The following is a 14,680-nucleotide window of genomic DNA, read 5'->3' as shown; positions in this document are numbered from 1 at the left end:
CGTTGACCATTTCGTCCAGCACGCAGGTCTACCTGCGACCAAACATCCAGTTCGAACCGCTGATCAACAGCTGGTACGCGTGGTATCACACGCTGCCGCCGTTGACCGCCGCCCTCAACGTGGCGGAGCGGTTCCTGCCGCTGCTGAAGTCCTATGCCGCATCGCCGATGATGCATGCGGCGGCCTGCAAGGATCCCGCGATGCGCGGCGGGCCGTTCCTCGACCTGGGCGGCCAGCGCGTCGACGAAATCCGCGCGCTGATCGAGCAGACCACCCAACGCGCGACCCGGCAACTGGAACTGGCGAAGGCCTACAAGGCGTTCTCCACGCTGCTGCTGGAACAGGCCACGGGGATGGCGTCGGACCCGCTCTACCCCCAGATTCCGGAGGTGTTGAAGGGCTATGTCGAGATCTACTACGACCTGAACCACAACCCGTCCTTCCGGGTGTTCGAAAGCCTGCTGTACGCGAGCCCGTTCTATGCGCGCGATGCGCAGAGCATCGCGCTGTCGGCGATCGAGGAGAACACGCCGCGGCCGTTCATCCTCAGCACGCCCCGGCTCAGCGACGCGCGCACCGTGTTCAGCAACATGGCCTTCGACGACCGCGCGCTCGACGCGCTGTTCCGCATGCGCGACACGCCCGGCAGCTACGCGAAAATCGTCGACCTGATGCGCGTGGAGGAGAAGGACGAGCCGCTGTTCCGCTCGTTCTTCACCGAGGAGGCGCCGGCGCCGAAACCGGATCGTTCGTTCGACGGCGACGACATCCGCATCCGCTACTACGGCCACGCGTGCGTGCTGATCCAGAGCCGGGGCGTGAGCATCCTGATCGATCCGGTGATCAGCTACGGCTACGACACCGCGCTGCCGCGCTATACGTTCGCCGACCTGCCGGACCAGATCGACTACGTGCTGATCACGCACAGCCATCACGATCACATCGTCCTCGAAACGCTGCTGCAGCTTCGCCACAAGGTCAAGACCGTGGTGGTCGGCAGGAATCTCGACGGCTTTCCGCAAGATCCGTCGATGGAACTGGCGTTGCGCAAGCTCGGCTTCGACGACGTGCTGGAAGTTCGGGATGCGCAGGAAATCAAGCTGCCCGGCGGCGCCATCACCGCCATTCCGTTCATGGGCGAACACAACGACCTGGCGATCCACAGCAAGCAGAGCTTCATGATCCGCTTCGGCTCGCGCTCGGTGCTGTGCATCGCCGATTCGTGCAACCTGGACCCGCGCCTCTACGAGCATGTCTTCCGCCTCGCCGGCAAGCCGGACACGCTGTTCGTCGGGATGGAAACCGAGGGCGCGCCGCCGTCATGGGTCTACGGCCCGCTGTTTCCGAAGGCGCTGCCGCGCGACATCGATCAATCACGCCGGGCGCGGGGCTGCCAGTTCGGAGAAGCCGCCGCGCTGGTGGACGATTTCGCGTTCAACGCGGCGTATGTCTATGCGATGGGCCAGGAGCCGTGGCTGAACCACCTCCTCGACAACACCTTCGACGAAAACTCGCCCAGCCACATCCAGTCCACCCAGTTCGTCGCGCACTGCAAGGCCAAGGGCATCGCGTCCGAAATCCTGTACGCGACGAGGGAGATCGTGCTTTGTCAGAACTGAATCTCAACGCGCTCTCGACGAGCGGGCAATACCAGGAACACGTGGCGTTCTGGAACGACGCGCTCGGTCGCCTCGACGAAGACTTCCGCCTTCAGCAGGCGTGGCAGGCGTATGCGCTGCCGCTCGGCCCCGAGCCGACCCTGACGTTCGCGCTCGACGGCGACGCGGCGCCGGTGCTGGAGAAGCTCGCCGCCGGCAACGAGCTGGGCGCGTTCGTCGTCCTGCTGGCCGCGCTGTTCCGCGTGCTGGGGCGCTACAACGGCGCGGCCGGCCTGTTCGTGGCATCGCCGCGCCTGATCGTCGAACCCGCGAGCGGCTCCGCCGAGCCCGTCCCGCTGCTCGACGCCAGCGAGCCCGGCCCGACGGTTCGCGCATACCTGAACCAGCTGCGCGACCGGGTGCAGCACAGCTATTCGTACCAGGATTTCCCGATCGCCGCCCTCGCGCACAAGCTGCATGGCGAACGGCGCGCGACCAACGTCGGCGTGCGCTTCGACGGCCTTCACGAAGCCTGGGCGTCGGCCGACTACGACCTGTCGATCGAGATCCGCCATCGCGAGCGCTACGAGATCGTGCTGACGGGCCGGCCGACGGTGTTCACGCTGCACTATCTGCAGCATCTCGCACGGCACCTGCGCAACGTCGTGGCCGGCTTCGGCGCACTGGATGCGCCGCTCGACACCATTTCGCTGCTCGACGACGAAGAGCGCGCGCGCCTGCGTTCGCATGCGGCGCCCGTCGCGGTACCGGGCACCTTCCTCGAACAGTTCGCGCAACGGGTCGCGGCCGCGCCGGACAGCATCGCCGTGGTGACCGCCGACGCATCGCTGACCTATGCCGAACTCGACGACCAGGCGTCCCGGCTGGCGAGCTTCCTGCTCGCGGAATACGCGATCGAACGCGGCGACGTGGTGGGCGTGGTGGCCGACCGCTCCGAGCGCTGGATCGTCGGCATGCTCGGCGCCCTCAAGGCGGGCGCGGTGTATCTGCCGCTCGACCCGGAATTTCCGCGGGAGCGGCTGCGCTTCATGATCGAGGATGCGAAGGTCAAGGCGCTGCTGACGCACTCGGAACACCTGCCGTTGCTCGCCGATTTCTGGACGATCCCGATGTTCGCCCTCGACTTCCAGCTCGACACGCTGGCACCCGCGTCGGCATCGGCGCAAGTCGAGGTCCGGCCGGACGATGCGGCGTACATCATCTACACGTCCGGCTCCACGGGCGTGCCCAAGGGCGTCGTGCTCGAACACGCAGGGCTCCTGAACATGGCGCAGTACCATGTGGACGCATTCGGTTTCGATGCCGCCGACCGGTTCGTCCAGTTCTACTCCCCGGGCTTCGACGGTTCGATCATGGAGATCTTCGTCACGCTGCTCGCGGGCGCGCGCCTGGTGCTGGCGAAGCCCGCCGTGATCCGGGACGTGCCGCGTTTCGTCGACTACATCGCGCAGCAGGGCGTTACCACCATCAACGCGACGCCGGCCTATCTCGCCGCGCTCGACTGGCACGCGCTCGGCACCGTGACACGGGTCATCAGCGCGGGCGACAACGCCCGCGTGGCGGATCTGCGCGAGCTGGCCCGGACCCGCACGTGCCACAACTCGTACGGCCCGACCGAGGCAACCGTGTGCATCGCGGACTATGTGGTCGACCCGGCCGTCGCCTACGGGGCCCGTCTGCCGGTGGGCCGCCCGATCCGCAATACGCACCTGTACCTGCTCGACGAGCATGGGGCGCCGGCCCCCGAGGGCTGCACGGGCGAGATCTGCGTGTCCGGCATCGCACTGGCGCGCGGCTATGTCGGCCGGGACGACCTGACGGCCGCCGCGTTCGTCGACCACCCGTTCGAGGCGGGCGAGCGCCTCTATCGCACCGGCGACCTCGGCGTCTGGTTGCCGGACGGCAACCTGGAAGTCACCGGGCGGCGCGACACGCAAGTGAAGATTCGCGGCTACCGGATCGAAATGGGCGAGATCGAGGCGGCGCTCCGGCAGCACGCCGACGTCGCCGACGCGATCGTGTTCGTGCGCGAGGACGCGCCGCAGCACAAGCAGCTGGTGGCCTGCGTCGCGACGGCGGCGGCCAGCGTCGCCGGCCTGCGGGAACACCTGAAGGAACGTCTGCCCGAGTTCATGGTGCCGGCGTCGATCGTGACGCTCGACCGCCTGCCGCTGACGCCGAACGGCAAGCCCGACCGCAAGGCGCTCGCCGCGCTGGAACTGGCGCCCGTGCCGAGCGAAACCGCGTACGTCGCACCGGCCAATGACGTCGAGGCGCGCCTGGGCCGGATCTGGTCCGACGTGCTGGGCCGCGAGCCGATCGGCGTGCACGACAATTTCTTCGAACTGGGCGGCGACTCGATCCTGATCATCCAGGTGATGTCGCTGGCCCAGCAGGTCGGGCTCAAGTTCACCGCCGACCAGTTCTTCGCACACCCGACCATCGCCGAGCTCGCCCGGGTGGCGGTGGAGGCGCCGTCGATTCGCATCGCGCAGGAACCGGTGGTCGGCCCCGCTCCGCTGACGCCGATCCAGCACTGGTTCTTCGCGCAGGACGTGGCCGATCCGCACCACTACAACCAGTCGACGATGATCGAGGTGCCCGCGTCGCTGCGGCCGGACACGATCGAGCGCGCGCTCGCGGCCGTCACGACGCATCACGACGCGCTGCGGCTGCGTTTCGAGCGCGTCGCCGGCGCGTGGCAGCAATCGCATGCGGCGCCGCCGCTGGCCATTGCGCTCGGCGTCACGTCGCTGGCGGACGCGGCGCCTGCCGCACGGCAGGCCGCGATGCTCGCGACCGCCACCGGCATGCAGGAGAGCTTCACGCTGTCGGCGGCGCCGCTGCTGCGCGCGCACCTGTTCCAGTTCGGTCCCGACGCGCCGCAGCGCCTGCTCGTGGTGGCGCACCACCTGGTGATCGACGGCGTCTCGTGGCGCATCCTGTTCGAAGACCTGTACACCGCGTGCCGCCAGCTCGAAGCGGGCCACGCGGTGCAGCTCCCGGCCAGGACGACGGCCTGGCGCGACTGGTCGACGCGTCTGTCCGAACTCGGCGCGACCGCGCTCGACGGACTGGGGCTCGACTACTGGCTCCAGGGTAACGCCGGCGAGCCGGCGTGCTTCGACGATATGCCGGTCGGCACCCGCGCCCAGGCCGGCTCGACGCTCGTCGAGTTCGACGCCCAGCAGACGCTCGCGCTGTTGCAGGACGTGCCGCGTGCGTTCAACACCCAGATCAACGAAGTCCTGCTGACGGCCCTGCTGCTCGCGTTCGGCGACTGGACCGGCAACGCGTCGCTGGTCGTCGATCTCGAAGGCCATGGCCGCGAGGACCTCTTCGACGGCGTCGATACGTCGCGCACGATCGGCTGGTTCACCGCCCACTATCCGGTGTTCCTGACCGCCGGCGACGCCACCGTGGCGGTCGACGCGCTGCGCCACGTCAAGGAGCAACTGCGCGCGGTACCGATGCGCGGGCTCGGCTACGGCATCGCCCGCTATCTCGGCCGCGACGCCGGCATCACGGCCGCGCTGGAACGGCAGCCGCCGGCGCCGGTGCGCTTCAACTATCTCGGCCAGGTCGATCGCGTGCTGGCCGACGACACGGGCTGGAAGCCGGTGCTCGACTTCCAGAGTCCCGAGCACAGCCCGCGCGCGCGTCGCGGCCATCTGTTCGAGATCGACGGGATGGTGTTCGACGGCCGTCTGCGCCTGACGTGGCACTACAACCGCGAGGCCTGCGCACCCGGCGTCATCGAACAGCTGACGCAGTGCTACCGCAGCCGTCTGCTGTCGATCGTCGCGGCCAGCGGCGACGGCCCGCGCGCGCTGAGCCCGTCGGACTTTCCGGCCGCGCGCATCAGCCAGGAAGCGCTGGACGCCCTCGTCTCAAGGATCAAATCGTGACATCCCCGACCATTGCCGATATCTACGAGCTCTCCCCGATGCAGGAGGGGATGCTCTTTCATGCCGTGCACGAGCCCGGCTCGAGAAGCAGCTTCAACCAGCTCAGTTGCCGGATCACCGGCAGCCTCGATCCCGCGCTGTTTCATGCCGCATGGCAGCAGCTCATCGATCGGCATCCGGTGATGCGCACGTCGTTCCATTGGGAGGAATTCGACAAGCCCATGCAGGTCGTGCACGCGCACGCCACGCTGCCGTGGGTGCAGGACGACTGGCTCGACCTGCCGGAACACGAACAGCGCACACGGTGGCGCGCGCATCTCGAACACGACCTGGCCGAGGGCTTCGCGCTCGATCGCGCGCCGCTCGTGCGCTGTCGCCTGGTGCGCGTCGCCGCCGACGCCTACCTGTTCAGCTGGAGCCACCATCACATCCTGGCCGACGGCTGGTGCCTGTCGCTCGTCATCGAGGAGATCTTCCAGGTGTACGGCGCGCTCGCGCGCGGCGTGCCGCCGGCGCTCCCGCCGGTGCGTCCCTATCGCGACTACATCCAGTGGCTGCAGCAGCACGAGCCGCAAGCCGCGCAGCAATACTGGACGCGCTATCTCGAAGGGTTCCGCTCGCCGACCCCGCTGCCCACGGCCGCGCGCGCGGACGCGGGCGAGCGCTTCGGCCAGGGCCTCGCGCAAGTGCGGGCCGACCTGTCGGCCGACCTGAGCGCACGCCTGCGGCAATTCGCGGCCCGCCATCACGTCACCCTCAATACCCTCGCGCAAGCGGCCTGGGCGCTCGTGCTGTCGCGTTACAGCGGGGAGACCGACGTGGTGTTCGGCGCCGTCGTGTCCGGGCGGGGCGCCAATCTGCCGGGGATCGAAACCATGCTCGGCCTGTTCATCAATACGGTGCCGGTGCGGGTGCGGGTCGACCCGAGGCAGCCGCTGGTGCCGTGGCTGAAGATGATCCAGGCGCGCGTGGCCGCCCGCGCGCCGTTCGAGCACACCCCGTTGCCCGACATTCAGCGCTGCAGCGAAGTGCCGCCGACGGCGCCGCTGTTCGAGAGCAACATCACGTTCATGAATTACCCGCTCGACGCGTCGCTCACGCATGGCGCGCACGGGCTGGCGGTCGACGAGGTGCAGCTCTACAACCGCGCCGACATTCCGCTCGAATTCGTGGTGACGGCGCGCGACGACTGGAAGATGGAACTGTCGTTCGACCCGCGGCGCTTCGATGAAGACACGATGCAGCGGATGCTGGGCCACGTGGCCGCGACGCTCGACGCGTTCGCGGCCGATCCGAACCGGCTGCTCGGCCGCGTGCCGATCTTGCCCGAGGCGGAACGCCGGCAGTTGCTGGAGACCTTCAACGACACCGCCGTGCCGTTCGACGCCGCGCAGACCGTGGTGCATCGCCTGGAGCAGGCCGCCGCGGACCACCCCGAGCGGCCCGCGGTCGAGTACCGGGACGACGTCCTGAGCGCGGGCGAGCTGAACGCGCGCGCCAACCGCATCGCGCACCGCCTGCTGGCCGCCGCCGAGCTCGGGCCGGACGCGCTGGTCGCGATCTGCATGCACCGGTCGGCGCGCCTGATGGAAGCGATCCTGGCCGTCTGGAAGTGCGGCGCCGCCTATATTCCGATCGACCCCGACTATCCGGTGGCCCGCATCCGCACCATCCTCGAGGATTCCGGCGCCGCCCTCGTGATCACCTGCGACGGCCTCCTGCCCCCGGAGCTGGCCGGGATCGCGCCGGTCGTGTCGCTCGACGGCGCCACCGACGTCGTCGACGACACCAATCCCGGCCGCCCCGTATCCCCCGACAGCCTCGCCTACGTGATCTACACGTCCGGCTCCACCGGCAAGCCCAAAGGGGCGATGGTCGAGCACGCCGGCATGCTGAATCACATGCTCGCCGAGATCGACGAGTTCTCGATCTCGGCGTCGTCGGTGATCGCGCAAACCGCGCCGCATTGCTTCGATATTTCGGTCTGGCAATTTTTCACGGCGCCGCTCGTCGGCGGCAAGACCGTGATCGTCGACGATGAATGCATTCGCGATCCCGCGCGTTTCGTCGCGTACCTGGACACCACCCGGATCAGCATCCTCGAACTGGTGCCGTCCTATCTGTCCGCCGTGCTCGACCGCGCGTCGGAACGGCCGGCGCTGATGCGGCACCTGCGGCACCTGCTCGTCACCGGCGAGATGGTCAGCCCGGCCCTGGTGAAACAGTGGTTCGACGTGTTCCCGGACATCGCGCTGGTGAACGCGTACGGCCCGGCCGAAGCGTCCGACGACGTCGCGCAGCACCGCATGACGTGCGCGCCGGCCACGCCTTACGTACCGGTCGGCAAGCCGATCCGCAACGTGCGCCTCTACGTCGTCGACCCGCAGATGAACCTGTGCCCGATCGGGATTCCCGGCGAGCTGTGCGTGTCCGGCGTCGCCGTCGGCCGCGGCTATCTGAACAACGAGGCCGCCACGCGGGAGGCGTTCGTCGAGGATCCGTTCCATCCGGAGCGCGGCGTCCGCCTGTACCGCACCCGCGACATCGGCTGCTACCTGCCCGATGGAACGATCGTGCTCCACGGCCGCAAGGACCACCAGCTGAAGATCCGCGGCTACCGCATCGAGCTCGGGGAGATCGACAACGCGCTGGCCGCCATTCCGGAAATCCGCCAGGCGGCCGCGCTCGACTATCGCGACGAGGCCGGCCGCGCCGCGCTGTGCGCGTACGTCGCGTTCCGCGACGGCGCGTCGCTGAGCGACGCCCGGATCGCCGCCGCGTTGTCCGCCACGCTGCCGGACTACATGGTGCCCGGCATCTACGTGGTGCTCGACGCGCTGCCGCTGAGCGGCAACGGCAAGATCGACCGCAAGGCGCTGCCGCCGCTGGACCGCGCGCGACTCGCGGCCACCGCACACGCGCCGACGCCGCCCCGCACGCCTACCGAGACGCTGCTGTGCCGCATCTGGGGCGAAGCGCTGGGCATTCCTTCGCCCGGCATCCACGACAACCTCTTCGCGCTGGGCGGCGATTCGATCCTGAGCATGCGCATCGTGTCGCTGGCCGCGAAGGCGGGCCTGAAGATCACCACCCGGCTCATCTTCCAGCATCCGACGGTGGTCGAACTCGCCGCCGTGGCCACGCGCGGCACGGTCGGCGCGGCGGAGTTCGTCGCGTCGTCCGGCCCGCTGCCGCTCACGCCCATCCAGAAGCGTTTCTTCGCGCAGCGCAAGAACGACCCGGACCAGTACAACCAGGCGGTCCTGCTCGACGTGCCGGCGGATGTCGATCCGGTCCTGCTGCGCCAGGCGCTGCGGCACGCAGCCAAATGGCATGACGCGCTGCGGCTGCGCTTTCGCGCAGGCGAGTCCGGCTGGAGCCAGGAAGTCGTCGACGATCCGGAGGTCCCCGTCGTCGTGTCCGACATTGCGCGCGATCAGCTCGCACAGCACGTTGCGCAAGCGCATGCGAGCCTGAATCTCGCGGACGGCCCCGTCGTGCGCGCGGACCTGTTCCGCGTCGACGCAGGCCGGTCGCTCCGCCTGCTGCTGGTCGCCCATCATCTGGTGGTCGACGGCGTGTCATGGGGCGCGCTGCTCGAAACCGTGTACGACGCCTATACCCGCCTGCGCAACGGCAAGGCGCCCGAATTCGCGGGCGGCAGCGCCACCTGGACCGCCTGGACCCGGGCGATCTCGACCTGGGCCGGCTCCGGCGCCGCCGACGCCGATCTCGCCCATTGGCAGGCCCTCGCGCGTGCCGCACTGCCCGGCCTGCCGCTCGATCGCGATGCGCCTGCCGACGCCAATACCGTGTCGTCCGCCGAAACGATCGTGGTCGAGCTGGGCGAAGCCGCGACGACGGCGTTGCTGGGCGCCGCGCCCCGCGCCTACGACGCGCAGATCAACGACGTGCTGCTGGCCGCGCTCGCGCGTGCCGTCAGCGACTGGAGCGGATGCGCCGACGTCCTGCTGGATCTCGAAGCGCACGGGCGCGAGGAACTGATCGACGACCTCGACATCTCGCGCACGGTGGGCTGGTTCACGTCGGTTTTCCCGGTCGTGCTGACGGTCGATGCCGGTTCGCACGATCCGGCCGGCCTGGTCGCATCGGTCAGGACGCGACTGCGCGCGGTGCCGAACGCGGGCATCACCTACGGCCTGCTGCAAGACCGGCTCGACGGCCCGCTTCCGCAGCCGCGACTGCAGTTCAACTACCTGGGGCAGACCGACCAGCTGTTCACCGCCGCACGCGACTGGAAACAGGCCGCGGAGCCGAGCGGTGACGGCCGCCATGCGAACCAGCTGCGCGAGCACCTGCTCGACATCAACGCGTACGTGACCGGCAACCGCCTGCACGTTGCGTGGGAATTCAGCCGGGCCTGCCACGACACGGACACCATCCGGCGCGTCGCGCAAGCGTACATCGCGGCGCTCGAATCCCTGGTCGCCGGCCATGCCGTCCAGTCCGCATCGACCGTGCCCGCGACCGGCTTGCCGCAGGCGCCGGCGTCGGTGATGCCGGACGAGATCGCCGACGTCTACCCGCTGACGCCGACCCAGCAGGGCATGCTGTTCCACAGCCTGTACGAACCTGCGTCGGATGCGTACTTCAGCAGCCTGAATTTCGGTATCGACGGGGCGCTCGACGTCGAACGGTTCCGCCGCGCGTGGGAGACCGTGGCGCACCGGCACGACATCCTGCGAACCGCGTTTCACTGGGAAGATATCGAAAGCCCCGTGCAGGTCGTGCATCGCCGTATCGACTTGCCGTGGCACGACGAGGATCTGCGCGCGGCGTCCACCGCGGAGGCCGAACAGCGCTGGGAAGCCTACGTGGCGCAAGACCGGGCGCGCGGCTTCGACTTTGCCCGCGCGCCGCTGATGCGGCTCGCGCTGTTCCGCGTGGGCGAGCACGCATGGCGCTTCCATTGGAGCCATCACCACATCCTGCTCGACGGGTGGAGTTCCGCCCGGCTCCTGAGCGAAGTGGCCGCCGCCTATCAGGCGCCGCCGGCCGAAGGCGCGCCGCAGCGGGACGCGCCGCCCGCCTTCGCCGATTACGTGCGCTGGCTGGCACGCCAGGACGCCGCCGCCGCGGAACGTTTCTGGAAGACGAAGCTGGCCGATTTCCCGGCGACGACGCCGCTCGTGCTGGGCGGCCCCGAACTCGACGGCACGGCCGCGCCGGGCGCCTACGTGGAAGAGGCACTGCTGCTCGCCGAGCGCGACACGCAACGGCTCGTCGCGTTCGCGCAAACCAGCCGCGTCACCCTGAATACGCTCGCGCAGGGCGCGTGGGCGCAGTTGCTGAGCCGCTACAGCGGCGAATCGGACGTCGTGTTCGGCACGATCGTTTCCGGTCGCCCCGCGTCGCTGCCGGCGTCGGACGAGATGGTCGGGCTGTTCATCAACACGCTGCCGGTGCGGGTCCGCATCGACGCGCGCCCGACGTCCGCGTGGCTGGCGCAACTGCAGATGGATCTCGCGCAGCAGGAGGACTATGCGCACTATCCGCTGGCCGACATCCAGAAATTCGCCGGCCTGCCGCCCGGCGTGCCGCTCTTCGAAAGCCTGCTCATCTTCCAGAACTATCCGGTGGAAGAAGCGCTGGCCGATGCGCTGCCCGGCCTGCGGATCGGCGCATTCCAGGTGTCCGATCCGAACAATTACCCGCTGACGCTGGTCGTGACGCCGGGCAAGCGCCTGTCGCTGCAGGTGCTGTACGACGACGGCCGGTTCGATCGCGACACGATCGTCCGCCTGCTGCGCCATGTCGAGACCCTGCTCACCGGCCTGGCCGGCGCGGAAGATCGCCCGAACCGCGATGTGCCGCTTCTCACCGCCGCCGAGCGAGACGCCCTCCTGCTCGGCTGGAACGACACGTTCGCGCCGGTTCCGTCCGAGCGGACGCTGCCCGAACTGATCGAGGCCGTCGCCGCCGCGCACCCGGAGCGCATCGCGGTGCGCTGCGGCGCGGAGGTTCGCACCTATCGGGACCTCGTCGAAGGCGCCAACCGGATCGCCGCGCATCTTCTGCAAACGGCGCCGCTGCAGCCGGACGACCGGATCGCCGTCTGGATGCCGCGCTCGCCGCTGATGCTGGAAACGATCCTGGCCATCTGGAAGTGCGGCGCGGCGTACGTTCCGGTCGATCCGGCCTATCCGGCCCAGCGGGTCGAGACCCTCCTGACGCTGGCGCGGCCGGCTGTCATCGTCACGACGGACTGCGTGCCGCCGCCGGCGCTGGCGTCGATCCCGCTGGTCGATCCCGCCCGCGTGCCCGCCCATCAGGATGCCGAAGCACCGACGCCAAGCTGCCGGCCCGCGGACCTCGCCTACGTGATCTTCACGTCGGGTTCGACCGGCCAGCCGAAGGGCGCGATGGTCGAACATCGCGGCATGCTCAATCACGTGCTCGCGATGGCGCGCCGGGTCGGGCTCGGCGCGCAGAGCGCGGTCGCCCAGACCGCTTCGCACTGCTCCGATATTTCGGTCTGGCAGTGCTTCGCGGCGCTGGCGTCGGGCGGCATGACGGTGATCTATCCCGATGCCGTGATCCTCGAGCCCGCGCGCCTGATCGACAGCCTGCACCGCGACCGCGTCACGGCGATGCAATTCGTGCCGTCCTATCTCGCGACCTTTCTCGGCGAACTGGAACGGCACGCGGCACCGGCCTTCCCGCACCTCGACACGCTGCTGACGATCGGCGAAACGCTGCAGCCCGCCACCGCGCAAGCCTGGTTCCGCCTGAATCCGGCGGTCCGGCTCATCAACGCCTACGGGCCGACCGAAGCGTCGGACTCCGTCGCGCATTACAGCCTGACGCGCGCGCCGGATCTGCCGGCGATTCCGATCGGCCGGCCGATCGAGAACCTGCGCCTCTACGTCGTGGATGCCGACATGAATCCGTGCCCGGCCGGCGTCAAGGGCGAGATCTGCATCGGGGGCGTCGGCGTCGGGCGCGGCTACCTGTTCGACGAGGCCCGCACGCGGGCGGTGTTCCGCGACGATCCGTTCAGTCCGGAACCGGGCGCACGCCTGTATCGCACCGGCGATATCGGCTGCTTCGACGCGGACGGCACGCTCCACTTCTTCGGCCGCCGCGACTTCCAGGTCAAGATCCGTGGCTATCGCATCGAGCTCGGGGAAATCGAAGCCGCGCTGACCGGGCTCGCCGGCATGTCCAATGCCGTCGTGGTCGCCCGCGAGACGCCGGATTCGGACAAGACCCTGTGCGCCTACGCGTCGGGAACCGGCTGGACGCCCCAACGCGTGCGCGACGCGCTGCGCGACACGCTGCCGGCGCATATGGTGCCCGACACCGTGATGCTGCTGCCGGCGCTCCCCGTCATGCCGAACGGCAAGATCAACCGCGCCGCGCTGCCGCTCCCGGACGCCGCGTCCGTGCCCGACGGCGTGCCGGCCGACCCGCGGACGCCGGTCGAAGCGGCGCTGCTGCGCCTCTTCGCCGAGGTGCTCGGCCGCCGGCCGAACGGTGTCGACGACGATTTCTTCGAGCACGGCGGCCAAAGCCTCAAGGCGATCCAGATGGTCAGCCGGATCCGGCGCGAACTGAAACTGGACGTCGCGGTCGCCGACATCTTCCATGCGCCGACGCCGCGCGCGCTCGCGCGGAAGCTGGCTGCCATGCCCGCCGCCGCCACCGACGACGCGATCATCCCGGCGCTGGCCGCGCAACCGTCCTACGCGGTGTCCCGCGCACAGAAGCGGATCTGGCTCGCCAGCCGCGGCGCGGATCCGTCCACGTACAACATGGCGGGCGCGCTGCAGCTGGACGGCGCCGTCGACACGGCGCGCCTCGTCCGTGCGTTCGACATGCTGGTCGATCGCCACGAGAGCCTGCGCACCGTGTTTGCGATGATCGAAGGCGACTTGCGGCAACGCATCCTCTCTCGCGAAGCCTCCGGTTTCCGGGTCGAACAGCGGGATCTCGCGGACGATGCCGGGCCGCAAGCGATCGATGCGCTGATTCGCGCGGAAAGCGAGCAGCCGTTCGATCTCGCGTCGGGCCCGCTCTTTCGCGTCAAGCTGGTGCGGCTCTCGCCGGTGAAGCATCTGCTGCTGCTGAACATGCACCACGTGATCTCGGATGCGTGGTCGATCCGCGTGCTGACCGACGACCTGCATGCGCTGTATGCGGGACACGACCTGCCGCCGCTGTCGATCCAGTATCGCGACTACGCCGCGTGGCACAACGCGAGCCTCGCGGGGCCGCGTGCCGCCGCGCATCGCGTGTACTGGCTCGCGCAACTGGCGCCGCCGCTGCCCCGCCTGCAACTGGCATCCGACTTCCCGCGTCCCGAGCGGCCCGGTCATGCCGGGCAGACACTCGAAGTCGAACTGCCGCAGCCGCACGCGGCGGAACTCGCGACGCTGGCCCGCGCGCACCATACGTCGCTCTACGCGGTACTGCTGGCGTCGTTCTGCGTGCTGATGCACCGCTATACGGGGCGTGACGACATCGTCATCGGCAGCGTGTCGGCCGGGCGCGACAGCGAGCAGCTCGAATCGCAGGTCGGCGTGTACCTCAACACCGTCGTGCTGCGCGTGCCGGTGCGGCCATCCGCGACCGTCGCGGAGGTGATCGACGGTGTGGCGAAAGCCTCCACGCAAGCGCTGGAGCATGCGTCCTATCCGTTCGACGTGTTGCTGGAAGACCTGAAGATTCGCACCCCGGCGAGCCATTTTCCGATCTTCGACATTCAGGTGAACCACGTTTCGATGCCGGCGCCGCAGCCCGGTCTTCGCATTACGGACCTGTCGCCGGCGGACACGACGGCCAAGTTCGACCTGTCCTTCCAGGTCGTGGAAAGCGAAGGCCGGCACCTGATCCAGTTCATCTACAACACGCACCTGTTCCGCCCATCGACCATCGCCGCGATGCGCGATCGACTGCTCGCGATCCACGACGTCTTCCGCCGCGATCCGGCCACGCCGGTCGATCGCATCCCGCTCTCCGGCGATGCGCCCGCCGCCGCCCCGCGGGTCCGGGTCGGCCTGCGCCTGAAGCGCGCGCCCGAGGTCACGGCCGACGACGCGCTCGAGGAGAAGACGTGATGCGGGCCCGTCGGGGTTCGAGCGGCGCGCGCCGTGCGCGCTGCGTCGGGTTGTTTCAGGTGAACAAAACGTT

3 protein-coding genes are annotated in these 14,680 nt (G+C 69.1%); all 3 read left to right on the top strand.

From position 1 onward, the window contains the following. Positions 1-2 precede the first annotated feature (2 nt). Genes CFB82_RS34540 through CFB82_RS34530 form a run of 3 tightly spaced genes read left to right on the top strand, consistent with a single transcriptional unit; the run spans position 3 to position 14,607 of the window. A complete protein-coding gene (locus tag CFB82_RS34540; protein WP_089486889.1) occupies positions 3-1,619 on the top strand; it encodes an MBL fold metallo-hydrolase in 1,617 nt (538 codons plus the stop codon). Then, on the top strand, positions 1,607-5,527 hold the full coding sequence (locus tag CFB82_RS34535; RefSeq protein WP_089486888.1) for a non-ribosomal peptide synthetase: 3,921 nt from the start codon (positions 1,607-1,609) through the stop codon (positions 5,525-5,527). Before CFB82_RS34540 ends, CFB82_RS34535 begins: the two co-directional genes overlap by 13 nt. Continuing rightward, positions 5,524-14,607 (top strand): non-ribosomal peptide synthetase, encoded by a 9,084-nt coding sequence (locus CFB82_RS34530; RefSeq protein ID WP_089486887.1) that lies wholly within the window; start codon positions 5,524-5,526, stop codon positions 14,605-14,607. The genes CFB82_RS34535 and CFB82_RS34530 overlap by 4 nt, the downstream gene beginning before the upstream one ends. Positions 14,608-14,680 lie beyond the last annotated feature (73 nt).

The organism is Burkholderia sp. HI2714 (assembly GCF_002223085.1).
GTDB classification, from domain to species: domain Bacteria; phylum Pseudomonadota; class Gammaproteobacteria; order Burkholderiales; family Burkholderiaceae; genus Burkholderia; species Burkholderia lata_D.
The sequence above is the reverse complement of the archived record's forward strand: the minus strand, read 5'-3'. Positions and strand labels throughout refer to the sequence as shown.